The organism is Enterobacter sp. WCHEn045836, from assembly GCF_003965585.1.
Taxonomy (GTDB): domain Bacteria; phylum Pseudomonadota; class Gammaproteobacteria; order Enterobacterales; family Enterobacteriaceae; genus Enterobacter; species Enterobacter dissolvens.
Map to the genome: position 1 here is coordinate 17,324 of NZ_RXPT01000029.1, position 17,415 is coordinate 34,738.

General features: G+C 56.1%; 12 protein-coding genes. 3 read left to right on the forward strand and 9 right to left on the reverse strand.

Annotation, left to right across the window (positions count from 1 at the left end; genetic code table 11):
• Positions 1-90 precede the first annotated feature (90 nt).
• Genes bcsC through bcsR form a run of 6 tightly spaced genes read right to left on the reverse strand, consistent with a single transcriptional unit; the run spans position 91 to position 10,663 of the window.
• Positions 91-3,573, reverse strand: a complete 3,483-nt coding sequence (gene bcsC, locus EKN38_RS24475) for a cellulose synthase complex outer membrane protein BcsC (protein WP_014833672.1) — start codon at positions 3,571-3,573, stop codon at positions 91-93.
• Positions 3,555-4,658, reverse strand: a complete 1,104-nt coding sequence (bcsZ, locus tag EKN38_RS24480; RefSeq protein ID WP_043951715.1) for a cellulose synthase complex periplasmic endoglucanase BcsZ — start codon at positions 4,656-4,658, stop codon at positions 3,555-3,557. Before bcsZ ends, bcsC begins: the two co-directional genes overlap by 19 nt.
• Positions 4,659-4,664: 6 nt before the next feature.
• On the reverse strand, positions 4,665-7,088 hold the full coding sequence (gene bcsB / locus EKN38_RS24485) for a cellulose biosynthesis cyclic di-GMP-binding regulatory protein BcsB (RefSeq protein ID WP_043951716.1): 2,424 nt from the start codon (positions 7,086-7,088) through the stop codon (positions 4,665-4,667).
• Positions 7,089-7,098: 10 nt separating this feature from the next.
• Complete coding sequence (bcsA, locus tag EKN38_RS24490; protein WP_014833675.1) at positions 7,099-9,714, reverse strand: UDP-forming cellulose synthase catalytic subunit; 2,616 nt, start codon at positions 9,712-9,714, stop codon at positions 7,099-7,101.
• A complete protein-coding gene (gene bcsQ, locus EKN38_RS24495) occupies positions 9,711-10,463 on the reverse strand; it encodes a cellulose biosynthesis protein BcsQ (RefSeq protein WP_014833676.1) in 753 nt (250 codons plus the stop codon). Before bcsQ ends, bcsA begins: the two co-directional genes overlap by 4 nt.
• A gap of 11 nt (positions 10,464-10,474) precedes the next feature.
• Entirely contained in the window at positions 10,475-10,663 is a 189-nt protein-coding gene (bcsR, locus tag EKN38_RS24500; RefSeq protein WP_013099220.1) for a cellulose biosynthesis protein BcsR, read from the reverse strand.
• Between the two features lie 173 nt (positions 10,664-10,836).
• On the opposite strand from bcsR, the gene bcsE reads away from it, so the two are divergent.
• From bcsE to bcsG, 3 genes are read left to right on the forward strand one after another with little or no spacing between them, the layout of a single operon-like run.
• Positions 10,837-12,399, forward strand: a complete 1,563-nt coding sequence (bcsE, locus tag EKN38_RS24505) for a cellulose biosynthesis c-di-GMP-binding protein BcsE (RefSeq protein WP_014833677.1) — start codon at positions 10,837-10,839, stop codon at positions 12,397-12,399.
• Entirely contained in the window at positions 12,393-12,590 is a 198-nt protein-coding gene (bcsF, locus tag EKN38_RS24510) for a cellulose biosynthesis protein BcsF (protein ID WP_043951717.1), read from the forward strand. The genes bcsE and bcsF overlap by 7 nt, the downstream gene beginning before the upstream one ends.
• Positions 12,583-14,262, forward strand: a complete 1,680-nt coding sequence (gene bcsG, locus EKN38_RS24515; protein ID WP_014833679.1) for a cellulose biosynthesis protein BcsG — start codon at positions 12,583-12,585, stop codon at positions 14,260-14,262. Before bcsF ends, bcsG begins: the two co-directional genes overlap by 8 nt.
• Before the next feature lie 35 nt (positions 14,263-14,297).
• Here the strand turns inward: bcsG and EKN38_RS24520 are convergent, their stop codons facing one another.
• From EKN38_RS24520 to murB, 3 genes are read right to left on the reverse strand one after another with little or no spacing between them, the layout of a single operon-like run.
• The gene (locus EKN38_RS24520; protein ID WP_014833680.1) at positions 14,298-15,290 is read right to left on the reverse strand and encodes a glycosyl hydrolase family 8; all 993 of its coding nucleotides are present in this window, start codon (positions 15,288-15,290) and stop codon (positions 14,298-14,300) included.
• A gap of 13 nt (positions 15,291-15,303) precedes the next feature.
• Complete coding sequence (birA, locus tag EKN38_RS24525; RefSeq protein WP_014833681.1) at positions 15,304-16,266, reverse strand: bifunctional biotin--[acetyl-CoA-carboxylase] ligase/biotin operon repressor BirA; 963 nt, start codon at positions 16,264-16,266, stop codon at positions 15,304-15,306.
• Complete coding sequence (gene murB, locus EKN38_RS24530; protein ID WP_014833682.1) at positions 16,263-17,291, reverse strand: UDP-N-acetylmuramate dehydrogenase; 1,029 nt, start codon at positions 17,289-17,291, stop codon at positions 16,263-16,265. Before murB ends, birA begins: the two co-directional genes overlap by 4 nt.
• Positions 17,292-17,415: the final 124 nt, after the last annotated feature.

Below are 17,415 nucleotides of genomic sequence, written 5' to 3' on the forward strand. Positions count from 1 at the left end.
GGCGCACCAGGGTGTAAACCTGGCGCGCCTGAGTATACCCGATCGCTGCACTTTTAAGAGAGACTTACAAATGGATTAAGTTAAATCCGATTACCAGTCCGCATACGGAATAAGCGGCTGCGGCGGTAAGTCCATATCGCCCTGCCAGCCTGCGGCGGAGTAGCGAACATAAAGCAGCGCATGGCTTGGGGTATAGTCTTTCGCTTCCTGAATGTCCACACCCAGCCCAACAAACCAGTTGGACGTTACCCGGCGCTCGATAATGGCCCGCGCGGTATAACCGGTGCCGGAAGAACTGCTGCCGGTTTCCATATCGCCTCTGTCGGTATAGCGGCCTGGCTCATCGACAGGGATAAGTCCCTGAATCGGATAGCGCAGCACATCGTTGGTTTTAGAGTGAGACCAGGATACAGACCCGCCCAGCTCCCAGGACCAGTTCTCCGTGCGTTTACGCCAGGTCACCGGCAGCGCGAAGGAGACATACTCCTGCGGACTGTAATACCCCCCCTGACCCAGGGTATAGCCACTCAGATCTTTGTCGTAGTGCCAGAGCATATTGGAGACGCCGACCGTCAGGCGCTCGTTGTTTTTATTAATGAGCTTGTAGTAGTAACCGGTCATCCAGCGGACGCGCCAGTTATCTTCCACATTTTTGCCCGTCAGCGATTCCGCGTTCAGGCTTGACCAGATGCCATTCGCCTCACCTTTGTCATAGCTTATGCTCACGCCACCACCGGTAGCGCGCACGCCGCCCCAGGTGGTGCCGGTGTTGGTATCTTTTTGCCCGGCGAAGGCCAGCAGCGAGCTGGAGATCGGACGACGATGAGCGTTAACGGTATAGCCGATCGGACCGAGATCGCTGCTGTAACTGACGCCGCCCACCACGTCGACGACGTCAAAGCCCATCGGCGTGGTGCCGATATCCCATGCCCAGGTTTTATTCTGCCAGCCCACGGCCACGCTTGCGCCATTTGACGTCTGGTTGGTGTTGCCGCGGCACGGCGTTTCGGCACAGGTACCCCATTTGGGATCGTAGGTGCCGTTGTTGGTGGCAAACGAACCGGCATCCATATTGACCAGATCGCTGCGGAAGAACATCCGCCCATCAGAGAGCGGCGCATCCACCTGCAGCATGGTGGTGTGGGCTTTCAGATCGGAGTAGCCGCCCGTGCCGCTGGAGCCCCAGTAATCGTGCTGCAGTGTGACGTTAAGATCCTGCTGGCGGTATAAATCACCGGCATCGCTACGCACGCCGCGTTTCAGCCAGTCATCTTTTTCATCGTTACGCGTCAGGCGCGTAAAGCTGTCATTATCGGCCGGACGGGTGGTGGTAATACCCGAGGAGACCATCGCATCTTTATAGGTCTCCAGCGCCTGCTGAGGCTGGCCGTTTTGCGCCTGAAAACGGGCCGCATCACGCAGCACCAGCGCGTTTTCCATCGATGCAGGCTGCGATTTAGCCTGCGGAATGATCTTGTCAAACGTCTGCGCGGCGGCAGCAGAATCACCCAGCCCCGCCTGCGCCATCGCGATGCGGCGCTGCATATTGAGCGACAACGGCTGACCGTTTTGCGCCGCAGGCAGTTTCGCCAGCTCGGCGCGTGCAGCGGCCTTGTCGCCCTGCGCGCTGTAGATTTCAGTCAGACCGAGGATCGCATCTTCGTTTTGCGGCTCACGCTGCAGCACGCCGCTGTAAGCCGTTTTCGCCGCGTTGAGATCGCCACGCTGCTGCGCCCAGTCCGCCAGGGTTAAGTCGATACGGGTGGAGGCAGGTTGCTGACGCAGAAGATTTTCCGCCTCCTGCTCTTTGCCGCTGTCGCGCAGGCGGTTGGCGGTTTCAAGCACCTGATTGCTTTGCAGACGATCGGCGAGCTCCTGAATATTGCCGTTCCACTGGCTACGCGGCAGCGTCTCCAGATGGGCCAGCGCGGCGCGATCCTGATCGTTTCCGGAAAGATAGAGCCCGTTAGCATACACCTGGTCCGGGTCGGTCGGTTTCTGGCTGGCAAGCTGACGCATCAGGGTATCCGCCTGGCTGCGCTGGCCTGCGCTGTAGAGATCGCGCGACAGACGATAGGTGATCCACACGTCGCCTGGGGAGAGCGCCAGACGACGGCGCTGAATCTCGGCGGCTTGAGCGTATTTGCCCTGGTTCTCCAGCTGCTCAGCCTGCGCGGAGAGCTGTTCGTTGGTCAGGCTACGTTCAATATCATCGATGCTGCGACGCTGGCTGGCGGAGAGCGACTGGATAAACTGCGAGGCTTTCTCTGGCGACTGGGCACGATAAATATTGGCCAGCCCGCGAACCGCGTTGCTGTTACCGCTGTCCATACGCAACGCCTGGCGATAATAGCGCTCGGCCGCTTCGTTATCTTTACGCGCCGCTGCGGCATCACCCAGCCCCAGCACCGCATAACTGTCGCTATTGTCGATATTGCGCGCCTGCTGATAGTAGCGTTCCGCCTGAGCCGGATTATTCGCTTTCAGCGCCGCATCCCCCTGCTGGATCAGCAGCCAGTAGCGGTTCACCTTCAGCAAACTGTCCCATTTACCGCGATTATCGCTCTGCGGATCGAGGGCGATCGCCTTTTCAAACTGTGCCACCGCGCGAGCGCGGTCGCCTTTCTGGGAATAAGCCTGACCCAGCGCACCAACGGCTTCGCTGTCAGCGTGGTTTGCGCTGACCGCCTTTTGCAGCTCCGCCACCGCCTTATCACCCTGCCCGGCATTTACCGCCGCCAGGCCTTGCGCTTTGGCACGGAAGGTGGGGTCGGCGAGCTGTTTCTGCTGCGCTTCAAGCTGTGAACGCGCTGCCGCTACGTTCTCGCCGTCACTGAATACGCTCAGGTATTTTTGCAGCGCAGAGACGCTGGCGCTGCTGACCGGCTGGTCTTTGATCTGCTCATACCACATATCCGACGCCTGGCTGCGGCCATTGCTGGATTTGGCCATCTCCTGCAGCACCGCAAACCCTTCATCACGGCGTCCGGTCTGGAACAGCAGCTGGGCCAGCGTCGACTGCAGTTGCGTATTGCCAGGACTGCTGCTGTTAATCTTCTTCAGCTGATTAATGGCCGCATTGCGGCGGGCAGGATCTTTCGCCACCACATTCCAGTATTCCGTCGCCACATCGCCGCCCGGCGGGTTGCCGTCGAACAGCTTGTCATAGGCGGCAATCGCCTCCTGGGTGTGACCCGTCGTGGCGAGTAAGCGGGCCTGCTGTAACTGCTGGCGGCCATCCGGCGTGGAAAGCAGCATGGTATTGCGTGAGGACTGATACGCACTGGAACCGGGTGCGATCCCTTTCAGTCGATCCAGCTCTTTTTGCGCACCGGCATTATCGCCCTGACGAAGCAGATAGCGAAAACGCGCGGCAATAACGTCAGGGTTGTTGGGGTCAATCAGCTCAAGACGATAGAGCGACTGACGCACCAAATCCTCACGCTGCGTCGATTCCCCCAGGCGCACCTGTTCCAGCAGTTGTTGCTGCTGCGGGGAGTTGACGGCCTGAGCCAGCGGCATCAGCGCCAGGCCAAGCGATAAACTGAGTAGATTTACTGTGAACTTGCGCATTCCTGGCCCCAATCCGGTATTAATTCACCTTTTGTGGTGAAGCGAAAACGATGCTGATCCCATCCTTGTCCAAAGAGAGTCAGTACATAACTGTAATAGGCATTGTTACCGGGAAAATGGTCAGCCACACGCTGACGCTGAACGGCCTGCGCGTCACGCTGCTGTAAAAAAGGCAGCATGGCAGCAGAGAAGCCGACCGGGCCATTGCCCGTGCGTTTCCCGCTCGCCACATCCACTTTCTCCGGCGGAACACCCTGTTTTATTGTCGTGGCGGCCATCGGCTGGAAACGTGCCAGTAGCCGGGCTTTCTGGGGATCGTTATCGCTCATCATCCCCACCCAAAGATAGACTCGGATAGCATCGTATCCTCCCACCAGCGGCGGATCCTGCTTTAACCGCCAGCCTTTGTTTTTCTGGTATTGCACCCAGTCCGGCGAAAAGCCTTTTGGCGCACTCTCCAGCAGCAAGCGCAGATTGGTTTCACGCAGGGTAGTCCACGGGGCACCAAAACGCGTGAAATAGCTCGCCAGCTGAGGCGGAAGATAGCTGGGGTTAAAACGCCAGGCGTTTTCATCGGCAAAACCCACTTTACCCGGGAGCAACATCAGGCCAAGACCGGGTACTTTCACCACTTCCTCGCGGGCAATGCGTTTGAGTAGCGCCTTACCCGTGCGGGTGTAGTCGGCGTCTTTCCATAACCGGCCCGCTTCAAGCAGTGACCAGGCAATCCAGACATCGGCATCCGAGGCGGAATTGGTGTCGATGACCGCCCAGTTCTCTTTGTCTTTCTGTCCCCATAGCCAGGCGGGGAGCGTGTCGTCGAGATGCCCACCGGCAAGATTATCCCGCGTCCATGCCAGCACCTGGTCGAACGCTTTACGGTCATTCGCGGCCAGGGCAAAGAACAGCGCGTAACTTTGCCCTTCCGAGGTGGTGATTTTACGCGTGTCACTGGGGTCAATGACCCGCCCGCCCTCGCTGATGTAATCCTGTTTAAACTGCTCCCAGGCAGGCCAGGTGCAGGCGGCACGAAGAGGCGTCGCCGCCAGCATCAATCCGACTACACACCAGCGAAAGGCTTTCATCACATCTTACTCATGATCCGGATTCAGGCGACGACGGCTGATGATTCGCAGCAGACGCCACAGCACCCAGGCCAGCAACACCACGCTGACGGCGGCCAGGATAGCCAGCAGAACCGGATGGTTAGAGAGCGCATACCACAGACGTTCGAACCATGGCAGATGGCCTACATAGTACACATCGCCCACGCGCAGGCTGTTGACGCCCGACTCACGGATCACCGAGACAGAACCGAACATGGAGGCACGTTTACCGCTGTCGTTCATCGCGCTGTTGAGCAGTTCATAGCCGCGCGGGCTGTCTGCCAGCAGGGCAATGACGCTACGCTGATCGTTGTACGGTGACTGGAAACCGACCACGGCCGCCATCGCGCCCTGAGACGTTACCGCCGTTTGCGCGCTGGCTTTACGATCGTTGATATCCGGCATGATGCTCGGGAACTGGGTCTGACGCAGCGGCGTGTTAACCCAGGACTGAGCAGCCTGAACCAGCAGATCGACACGCTTCTCATCTTTGAGCTTATCCGGGATGGTCCCGATCACCATGATGTCTGCATCTTTGTTCTGGATTTGCGCACCATCGTCAGTCAACGTGACGTTAATCGCCGGCAGGCCCGTTTGCGCGCCCACGGTCGCCATGGTGTCCAGCAGGGTGGTCACCTGCTCTTCGTTTGGCGCTTTTGGCATCACAACAATGGATTCAGACAGGTCCGCCATGCGGCTGAACGGGAAGCCCGCATTGGCAAATGCCCGCAGATCCGGCATCGCGAGGAAGTGATAGTACTTCGAGAAGTCGATGGTCGACTCATCGCCAATCACGACGTGGTTCTGCACCTGCTGGAAGGTGATGCAGTTGTCCACCGAACCGCCAGGCAGTGGGTTCATGTACTGGAAATTAAAGCGCAACTGGTTTATCGCCCCGAGCTTCAGCGCCGGGATAGAGACATCGGTCTTACCATCCAGCAGCCCCTGCAATACCGGCAGACGGAGCATCAGCCGGTTAGTGTCCTGGGTGCTGGTCAGGCTAAAGGATTGCAGGAACTGGTTGTTCAGGCTGATATCCATGCGCGAGCTGTCTTTGGTTGACGGCGCGGTGTAACGGTAGTTCAGGTTGATATCAATGCCGTTGGTCCGCAGCAGATACAGGTCCGGCGGCAGGTTCAGCGACAGGCTGATAGGCGATGGCTCAAGCCCCGTCGCCTGCAGCTGCTCTTCGTAGGTTTTCAGCTCACCGAAGGTCACTGCCCGGTCGGTACGCACCCAGTTTGGTGCGTCATACGGTTTACGTGCCAGCAGCGGCTTGACCTCATCGACCACCACGCTGCTGCCGCGGAACAGGATATTCCCCTGCGCAATCGCTTTTGCCGCCTGCACCAGGTCTTTTTCGTCACGGCCAAAGACCACCAGCAGCTTCACATACGGGTTATCCGGGTGGCTAATCATCTCAATGGTCGGGGCTTTGACGGCCGGGTGCTCGCGCAGGAATGCAGGACGCTTCGCATTGGTGGCGAAGATGATGGCATTTCTGTCAGGGATTTTGTCGTACATGACCGGGAAGTTCTGCCCGCGCCAGCCGGAACGGGAGCCGAACCAGGAGGCCACAATGGTCGCCGCGCGTTGTTCCGTCACATCCGGAGAGGAGGCAAAGACCATCGGCAGGGTGAGCGGACGGTTATCGCGCGGATCGAAGAACGGCACCGGGAACGCTGAGAGATCGTTTTTCAGCGCCAGAGACTGGTAGGTCATCTGCAGCGATGAGTTACGCCCGATATCCATCCACAGCGTGTTGCTGGCCGGGTTTTCGCAGACGTCACGGTAGTGGCCCACAAATTCCAGACGGATACGGTTAAAGTCGGTGATAAACAGCGGGTTGATCGGCACCTGCGCCAGGGTTTTCTTGCCCAACTGCTCTTTGGTGACCGGCAGAACGTCCATCAACTCATCATTGAGGTAGACCTTCAGCTGAGACTGCGTCGGCAACAGCGATGGCGACGGGGTATATTCGAGATTCAGCACCGCGTTAGAGACAACCTCATCGCTGCGCATGCCAAACTCGATACCGCCGTCAGGGTTAACGCCGCGCAGCACCATGCTGCCCGGAGGCGGCGCAATCTGCGCAAAGCTGAGCTTCACGTCTCGCGACGGCGCATTCTCCGCGACAACCGGCGCGTTAGCGCCCCGCACGCCCGGCATCACCTGCCCCACAACCTGCGTATCTGCCGGCAAGGTGTTGCCCGCTGTCGGCTGGTTGGGCACCAGGTTTTCTGTCTGCCCGGGTGCCGCCGTGACAACCGGTTCGGTCGCTTGCGCAACCACAGGCACCGTAGGAGCTGGCGTGGCCGCGACGTTATCAGGCGCTGCGTTAGCCATTGTTGCGGGGAGCGTACTCATCCCCATTGCCACTGCACATAACCAGGAAAGTTTTGTTTTCATCGCGTTATCATCATTGTTGAGCCATAACCGGGTCCGCCTGCTTCGCCTCATCCCGCTCAGGACGACGAGGAATGAACGACACGACCCAGGAAACCAGCGAAGTAAGTGACCGGAAAATTATTTTCACCGACGACGGGGCAAATTCTGCAAGGTGACGATAGCCACGGAACCCCAGCTTCAGAATATCCAGCAGGCTTTCCAGAGGTTTATCTTCCGGGAAGCTGTCCTGCCAGAGAGCCCACGTATCCGCGCGGGCAAACGTACACTGCACAAAATCAATATGTTGCTTCCTGGTCAGCGGCATCAGCTGCAGACCCACTTCATTGCCTGCCACACGCACAACCTGTGTCGGGAAGACATACTCCTGCTGGCCGCGCTTAAGCAGCAGGTTGACCTTCTGCCCTTCCAGTACCTTCGCCTGACCGTTGATTTTGATACCCAGACCACCGTCGGAGAAGTCGTGTACGGTACAGGAGAAGAGATGGCCATCTTCACGGGCTATCGCCGCAGGCATGCTGATTTCAACGCGATGTGCGCGACGTACCTGCTTGCTCTCCACCGATACTGCCACCGCACCGCCGAGAATAATCAGGTTGTAGAATACCCATGCCATACTGACGAACACCGTCAGGATCTCGTTTTCCGGACCGTAGAAGTAGCGCCAGATACCGGCAATCACGCCCACAATGTTCAGCAGCACCAGGAAGATGTACGGACGGGAGATCACCCAGTCGACATACTCTTCTTCCACCAGGCCACCCTTCGCAGTGACGTTGAATTTGCCTTTATGCGGGTTAATCAGCGCCACCATTGTCGGCGGCGCGATATACCAGGCCAGCACCGTTTCGTAGATTTCACTCCAGAACGAATGGCGATACTTCCCCTGAATCTTCGAGTTCGTCAGGCTCGCGTGGATCATGTGCGGCAGAACAAACAGCGCAATCATCAGGGCCGGTGCGTAGATGATATAGGCGTGAAGAAGCAGGAACGCCAGCGGCGCGGTCAGGAAGATCAGCCGCGGGATACCGGATAAGAAGTGGAACATGGCGTTGACGTAGCACAGACGTTGCGCCAGCTTGAGGCCTTTACCCAGCAGCGGGTTATCAAGACGGAAAATCTGCACCATGCCGCGCGCCCAGCGAATACGCTGGCCGATATGCGCCGACAGTGACTCCGTCGCCAGACCGGCCGCCTGAGGGATACGCATATAGGCCGAGGTATAGCCGCGGCGATGCAAGCGCAGCGAGGTGTGCGCATCTTCAGTGACCGTTTCAACCGCGATACCGCCAATTTCATCCAGCGGTTTACGGCGGATAACCGCACAGGAACCGCAGAAGAAGGTCGCATCCCACATGTCGTTGCCATCCTGCACCAGACCATAGAACAGGGTGCCTTCGTTCGGGGTTTTACGGAAACGACCAAGGTTACGTTCAAACGGATCCGGTGAGAAGAAATGGTGTGGCGTCTGCATCATCGCCAGCTCCTTCTCTTTCAGGAACCAGCCCATCGTCATCTGCAGGAACGAGCGCGTCGGCACGTGGTCGCAGTCAAAGATAGAGACAAACTCCCCTGTTGCATACTTCAGCGCGTTGTTGATGTTCCCGGCTTTGGCATGCTCGTGCGAGATACGGGCGATATACTCAACGCCCACCTCTTCTGCGAACTGACGGAACGCGGCGCGACCGCCGTCATCCAGGATCCAGATTTTGAGCTTATCTTTGGGCCAGTCGATGCCCAGCGCGGCATAAATGGTATTTTTCACCACGCTCAGGTCTTCGTTATAGGTCGGCACAAAGAGATCGACAGTCGGCCACGTCGACGTATCTTTTGGCAGCGGAACTGGTTGGCGGTTGAGCGGCCAGATCACCTGGAAATAGCCCAGCACCAGCACGATCCAGGCGTAGGTTTCTGCAAACAGCAGCACCAGACCGCATATCAGACTAACCGGGTCGTCCCAGTTCAGCGTTGAGGTATAACGCCACCAGATATAGCGGCAGGAGACGGTCAGCGACAACACAATCAGCATCAGAGCGGAGAAACGCCCCGGTATACGCCGCACCAGCAGCGCCACGCCCCACAGCAGGATCAGGAAGGTGAACTGCGCCAGCGGGTTAAAGGGTTGCGTGATACAGACCAGCGCCAGAATGAGCGAGAAGACAACGATCACGCCCAGAATAAAACGCCGTAAGCCCGGGTGCAGATGCCCGAGCTCCTTATGGTTATCCAGATGGCTGGTCTTATCGCCCACGCGGGCAGGCAGTCTGTCCAGCCACTGATGATAGCGTTCACGTAAAAGCTGGACCCGGCTGAAACTACGCCAGTGCGGGGTCTTTTTTTCATGACGCGCAGAGGTGACCACCAGCCAGATCGCCTGAATAATGTAACGTGCCGGATCTAAAGGCCGGGGCCGGTCAGGATTAATGTGCGGATACAATTCACTGTGTCGCGCACGAATGCGCTGCCAGCGAGGGTGCTCCAGGGGAATGAACATCCAGGCCAGAATCATCCAGAAACAGCCGAACGCGGCGCTAAACGCCGACGCGCCATGTCGGCGAAAATGCCGGTAATGGTCGCTTAAGCGCGAACTGACCGGTGGGATGAGTAACCAGCTGGAGAGTCGGCTCATACCGTACTCCTGGCAGGTTCCGCCCCATTGGCGAAGTGCAGCAGACACCAGTTTGCCAGCGTCAGGATCTCTTCTGCCGCCAGTGAATCGCTGCGGTACTCGCCGAGTGGCTGTTTGGAGGCGAGACATTCCGCCATGCCTTCATCACGATGGATCACAATCGGCAACAGGCGGCGCTGGCTTTGCAGCCAAACCTGATACAGATCGTCCTGGATCTGGCTGCCAATACGTAAATCGTTGATCAGGATATGGCTATTCTGCGGCAACCCTTGCTGATGCAAACGGATATGGCAATTTGCATCGACATTCACAATGGAGAGTACATGGTCACATTGTGCAATCAACTGTCGGGTCAGCGTGCCGGCGCCGTGTGGCAGATCCAGCAGGATCCACTGATAATGGCCTTTTTCTTTCAGACTCTGCAGCGCGAGCGTGAATTGTGAAAATAAGCGTTGATACGCTGCTTCGTTTTCACGTTCCGTCGTGGTCAGTTGACCAAACGGCAGTAAATCAAGCTGGGAGGTGTAACGCAGACCCGCATCACGCCAGTCTTTATCATCAAGCAACGCGCGGGCCCAACCCTCGGTACGGGTAAAGTCGACGTTAAATGACATACGTAGCAAATTGTCGGAGCAGGCATCAATTACCAGCACCGATTCACCTAAAAGCTGTAATGACCACGCCAGCGCCGCGGTAACGGATGTTGTACCCACTCCACCACGGACGCCCTGTAATCCGAGTATGGCCATCAATGGCTCCCTTATTGTTGTTGGGTAAATTCAGCTAATAACGGCCAACGTTTAATAGCCGCGGCCAACTGTTCCCGCTGGGAAATATCGGTGTAATCTATTTCAGGTAAAGAAAAGGCCTGCGTCAGCGCCAGAAAATCGTTTTGGAATGTGTAACCCAGGGTCGAATCGACTGGGGTTCCGGGTTCATTATTATCCATTTTTTTCCATCCCTTTGAGTATCTTCGCACGTTCAGAAGTAGCGAGGCTTCCTGCCCGGTGAAATTTCATTTACATGCTAAATCTGATGCTCTTTAATTTCAATGTTAGGTTTATTTCTACGCTTTCGCTAGTAAACTGATATACAGATAAATTAGACGAAAAGAGGGACACCGTGGACTCCATATTTTCTATTGGCATCCAGTCATTATGGGACGAATTGCGCCACATGCCAGTCGGAGGGGTCTGGTGGATTAATTCGGATCGCAATGAAGATGCTATCAGTCTGGTAAACCAGACAATTTCCGCCCAGAACAAGGATGCCCGGGTGGCGGTCATTAGCATGGGCGACGATCCCAACAAAATTATCACCCTGGAACGTGACCGCGGTCCACAGACGGTGCGATTATTTTCCATGCCCTCAGAAGCAGATAGTCTATACTTTTTGTCCCGCGACATTCAGTGCTCCATCGATCCGGATCACTATTTATTGATTCTTAAATGTTCACATAACGCCCTGCAAAATATCCCTGCAGAAAAACTGCTGCAGTGGCTGGAAAAAATCAATAAATGGGCAAGATTTCAAAATTGCACGCTATTGATAATCAATCCCGGCAGTAATAACGATAAGCTGTTCTCACTTTTAATGGGTGAATATCGATCTCTTTTCGGCCTGGCAAGTCTTCGCGACCAGGCGGGGAGCTATCTCTACGATATTGCATTCTGGTGTAATGAAAAAGGGGTGAGCGCCCGACAACAGCTTACGCTTAACCATATTGACGGTGAGTGGCACCTTGCCCAGCAAGAAGAAACCGTGGTGCAACCGCGCAGCGATGAAAAACGGATCCTGAGCCATATCGCGGTGCTGGAAGGCGCGCCCGCGCTGTCTGAAAACTGGTCGCTGTTTGACTCCAATGAAGCGCTTTTTCATGAAGCCCGCACGACGCAGGCGGCCACCCTGGTTTTCTCGCTGATGCAGAATAACCAGATTGAAACGCTGGCAAGACAAATTCATACCTTACGTCGTCAGCGCGGCAGTGCGTTAAAAATAGTGGTACGCGAAAACAATACCAGCCTGCGTGCCACCGATGAGCGTCTGCTTTTGGGCTGTGGCGCAAACATGGTGATCCCGTGGAATGCCCCACTCTCACGCTGCCTGACGCTCATCGAAAGTGTGCAGGGTCAGCAGTTCAACCGCCACGTACCGGAAGATATTTCCACGCTGCTTTCCATGACCCAGCCAATGAAACTGCGCGGTTACCAGAAATGGGATACCTTCTGTGATGCCGTTGGTAACATGATGAACAACACGCTACTTCCTGCAGACGGGAAAGGGGTAATGGTTGCCCTGCGTCCTGTGCCGGGGATCCGCGTTGAACAGGCGCTCACTTTATGTCGTCCTAACCGTACCGGGGACATCATGACGATTGGCGACAACCGTCTGGTGCTGTTTTTGTCCTTTTGTCGGGTGAACGATCTCGATACCGCGCTGAACCATATCTTCCCCCTGCCTACCGGGGATATTTTCTCGAACCGTATGATTTGGTTCGAAGACAATCTGATCAGCGCTGAGCTGGTGCAGATGCGCACCCTTGCGCCTGAAAACTGGGTTAAACCGCTCCCTGCGGCGAGCGATTTAAAACCGATCCTCAATGCAAGGCATGACGGCCATGTCTGGCGTCGGGTTCCGGAACCCCTTCGCTTATTAACTGAGAATGGGGAGAACGCACCATCATGAATATCAGCGATATCATTCAACTGATCGTATTCTGTGCGCTGATCTTTTTCCCGCTTGGTTACTATGCACGCCATTCACTGCGCCGTATTCGCGATACGTCCAGAGTGGTGTTTGGCAAACCTCGCTATGTCAAACCAGCCGGAACACTGACACGGGCATCACACGTCAAGGCAGACCGAAAACATGACTAATTCTACTTATACCGCTTCGTCACCTTCGCCGCTCTGGCAATACTGGCGCGGCCTTTCTGGCTGGAACTTCTACTTTCTGGTGAAGTTTGGTCTGCTGTGGGCTGGTTATCTCAACTTCCATCCTCTGCTCAACCTGGTGTTTATGGCCTTCCTGTTGATGCCGCTGCCGAACATCAGGCTGCATCGCTTACGTCACTGGATTGCCATCCCCGTGGGCTTTGCGCTGTTCTGGCATGATACCTGGCTACCGGGGCCGGACAGCATCATGAGCCAGGGTTCTCAGGTGGCGGGGTTTAGCGCCAGCTATATGCTCGACCTGACCGAGCGCTTTATTAACTGGCAGATGATTGGCGCGATCTTCGTGCTGCTGGTTGCCTGGCTGTTTCTGTCACAGTGGATCCGCGTCACGGTGTTTGTCGTCGCCATTATGATCTGGCTGAACGTTCTGACGCTGGCAGGACCAAGTTTCTCCCTGTGGCCAGCCGGTCAACCGACCAGCACGGTGACCACTACCGGCGGGAGTGCGGCAGCAACCGTCACCACGGCAGGCGATACGCCGGTGGTGGGTGATATTCCAGCGCAGACCGCGCCGCCGACCTCAACCAACCTGAACGCCTGGCTTTCCAGCTTCTACACGGCGGAAGATAAGCGTCAGACTAAATTCCCGGATGCGCTCCCGGCGGATGCCCAGCCGTTTGAACTGCTGGTGATCAACATCTGTTCCCTCTCCTGGGCTGATGTTGACGCGGCTGGTTTAATGTCGCACCCGCTCTGGTCGCATTTCGATATCCAGTTTAAAGACTTTAACTCTGCCACCTCGTACAGCGGTCCGGCGGCAATTCGTCTGCTGCGTGCAAGCTGCGGTCAGCCATCGCATAAGAATCTGTATCAACCCGCGGGCAACCAGTGTTATCTGTTCGATAACCTGGCAAAACTGGGCTTTACGCAGCACCTGATGCTGGGGCATAACGGCCAGTTCGGTAACTTCCTGAAAGAGGTACGTGAACAAGGGGGTATGCAGGCACCGCTGATGGATCAAACCGGTCTGCCGGTTACGCTGTTGGGCTTTGACGGTTCACCTGTCTATGACGATACCGCCGTGCTACAGCGCTGGCTGCAAACCATCGAAAAAGACAGCAATCCGCGCAGCGCGACGTTCTATAACACCCTGCCGCTTCACGACGGTAACCACTTCCCTGGCGTGAGCAAAACCGCAGATTACAAAGTGCGTGCGCAAAAGTTCTTTGATGAGCTGGATGCGTTCTTCACTGAACTGGAAAAATCAGGCCGTAAAGTGATGGTGGTTGTCGTTCCAGAACACGGTGGGGCGCTAAAAGGCGACAGAATGCAGGTATCCGGTCTGCGCGATATCCCCAGCCCGTCCATTACCAACGTGCCTGCCGGGATTAAATTCTTTGGCATGAAGGCACCGCATCAGGGCGCGCCAATTGAGATCACTCAGCCAACCAGCTATCTGGCGATCTCAGAACTTGTGGCCCGCGCGGTCGATGGTAAGCTGTTTGTGGAAGATAGCGTGAACTGGGATCAGCTCACCAGCAATCTACCGCAAACCGCTGAAGTCTCTGAGAACGCTAACGCGGTCGTGATTCAGTACCAGAACAAACCGTACGTTCGCCTGAACGGCGGAGACTGGGTCCCTTATCCGCAGTAAGTTCTACCGACCCTCTTCCCATTGGGGAGGGGGAATTATTGTTCCGCGAGCCAGACGAGCATCTTCAGGCTCGCGGAATAATAGTCATCTTCGGGGGTAATTTCGGGTTCGCCGGTTGACTGCCCCATCGTTAAATCCCTTACAGCCAGCAGACCGCCTGCCATCATATAGGGGGCATATTCATTCGTGGTGACGTTAACCCACGCGGGAGTGTGTTCCCGTGGGAACTGGCCGAACCAGGTCCGCCACGGTGTCAGCAGCGGGCTTTTTTTATCAGCCCAGGCGACGTACAGCGGAATGCGGATGGCGTCATAGCTCATACGTGGCGGCCAGGCACTGGCGGGTACCAGCTTCCCTTTCGCGTCCAGCGAGACCCAGTCCGTGGGCAACCCGGCTTTACCCGACCCCATTTGGGCCAGTAGCTGTTGCCCGTCCTTCATCAATTCACGCCAGACCGGCAAATGACTGCGTTCGGCAAACGCCTGCCAGGCCGGGAAAATGAAATAAGAGGGGTTGAGCACCACCTCGTTGTCCAGCTTAAATCCTTGAACGCCCGGCAACATGACGCGATAACCCGCATACCGGATGACGTTGTGGGAAACCAGCGCCTTCGTGATGGCATCCGACGCACGGATGTAGCGTTGGTCATGCCAGCGCGCGTTCGCTTTTAACAGTGCCCAGGCAATCAGTACATCGCCATCGGAAGCGTTATTTTTGTCAGCGACCGGGTCAGTTTCCGCGGGGTTATAGCGCCAGTAATAAAGACCGTTGTGTTTATTCTTAAGGGTGTTGTCGGTCCACTTCCAGAGCGTATCGAACGTGGTTTTATCGTCGTTGGCCACCGCCATCAGCATGGCGAATCCCTGACCTTCGGTATGCGAAACGCTGCCATTGCCGGTATCGACAATGCGTCCTTCCGGTTTGAAGAAGCGTGCTTTATAACTCTCCCAGGCCTGACCGGCATGAGAGAGTGGAGAGACCAGCAGACTCATCACGACCAGTGTGGCGCAGACAGATTTTCGCATCATTCACTCAGTCCGGTTATTCCGCGCTGCGCAGGGAGATCTCACCGCCTACCCAGGGCTTGATGACGCCATCCTGCTCCAGAAGCAGGGCGCCCTGCGCATCAATGCCGCGGGAGATACCGTAGATCTCTTTATCGCCAATCAGCAGTTTCACCGGTCGGTTGATAAAGTTATCGAGTTTTTCCCAACGAGACAGAAACGATGCCAGCCCTTCTTGTTCAAAGAGAGACAGAGAGGTACGCAGCTCTTTAATCATACGCACGGCAAGCGTGTTGCGATCGATGGTGATCCCCGCTTCCTGAAGATTGGTCCACGCCTGATTCACCACATCGCTTTGCACATTTCGCATCACCATGTTGAGACCGGCACCAATGACAATTTGCGCAGCATCGCCTGTTTTTCCCGTCAGTTCGACCAGGATACCAGCAAGCTTACGATCGTTCAGGTAGAGGTCGTTCGGCCATTTAACCCGTACTTTATCCGCGCCAAGTTCGTGCAGAACTTCCGCCATCACAATCCCGATCACCAGACTGAGGCCTACGGCGGCAGCAGGGCCCTGATCAAGGCGCCAGTACATGGAAAGATAGAGATTAGCGCCAAACGGTGAAAACCACTTGCGCCCACGGCGACCACGCCCGGCCTGCTGGTACTCTGCAACGCAGGCATCCCCTGATGCCAGTTCGCTTATCCGTTCCAGAAGGTACTGGTTTGTCGAATCGATTACCGGCAATACGGCCACGTTGCCATGCCCTATCTGGCTGCGGATGAGCTCTTCATTCAGAAGCTGAATGGGCTCAGGCAGACTGTAGCCTTTTCCGGGCACGGTGAAGACATCAACCCCCCAGTCGCGGAGGGTCTGAATATGTTTATTAATGGCAGCACGGCTCATACCCAGCTGCTCACCTAATTGTTCCCCTGAATGAAACTCACCATCGGCAAGGATGCCAATCAGGGTTAACGGGATGGTATTGTCCTTCACGCGATGACCTCCACGGCATTCACTTCACCCGTACGACCTATGAAGCGGACTTCCGGCTCCAGCCAGACGTTAAATTTTTCTCCCACTTTCTGACGCACCTGATGCGCCAGTTGCACGACATCGTCACTGGTCGCATCGTGTTGATTAATCAGCACCAGTGCCTGTTGGCGGTGAACTGCCGCGCCACCTACAGCTGTGCCTTTTAGCTGGCATTGATCGATAAGCCACCCTGCGGCCAGCTTGACGTTGCCATCCGCCTGCGGGTAATGGGGTGCTGAAGGCCATCCCGCCAGCAATGCTTTTGCATTTTCGCTGCTTATCACGGGGTTTTTGAAGAAACTGCCAGCATTTCCGTTTACTTTGGGATCGGGCAGTTTGGTCATTCGCATGTGGCAAACCGAGTCAAACACATCGCGCGGGGTCACGGTTGCCGGATCGAGACGCGTTAAATCACCATAGGTCAGCACCGGCTGCCAGGTTTTAGACAAACGCAGGCCTACGGCGACAATAACGTAGCGATCCTGATATTCGTGTTTGAAAATGCTGTCACGATAGCCAAAACGGCACTGCTCTGCCGTTAAACGCTGGGCCGTACCGGTCGCCAGCTCAATGCAGTCGACATAGTCACACACGTGTTTGAGTTCAATGCCATACGCACCGATATTTTGAATAGGTGATGATCCCGCGCAGCCCGGGATGAGAGCCAGGTTTTCCAGCCCCGGCATCCCGTTTTCGAGGGTATATTGCACCAGTTGATGCCAGTTTTCGCCAGCACCTACGTGCAAACGCCAGCTATCGGCACACTCTTCGACATCAATTCCCATGATGCGGTTAATAATGACCGTCCCGGCAAAATCATCGAGAAACAGGACATTACTGCCTTCGCCCAGAATCAGTACGGGTTCGTTGTTTTCTGTTGCGCTTTGCCATGCATCCAGCAGTTGCTGGGCCGTATCGGCGCGTACAATTTGATTAGCATTCCGTTGAATACCAAAGGTATTCCAGGGCTTAAGGGAGTGGTTCATAGGCGCTATCCTGATGCAAAAACGCAGGTAGTTTACCGTATAAACAGCGGGTTGTGGGGGAATAGTTTGTGCAGTCTGGAAACGCAAAAAGGCCATCCTTTCGGATGGCCTCTTCACTTAATTG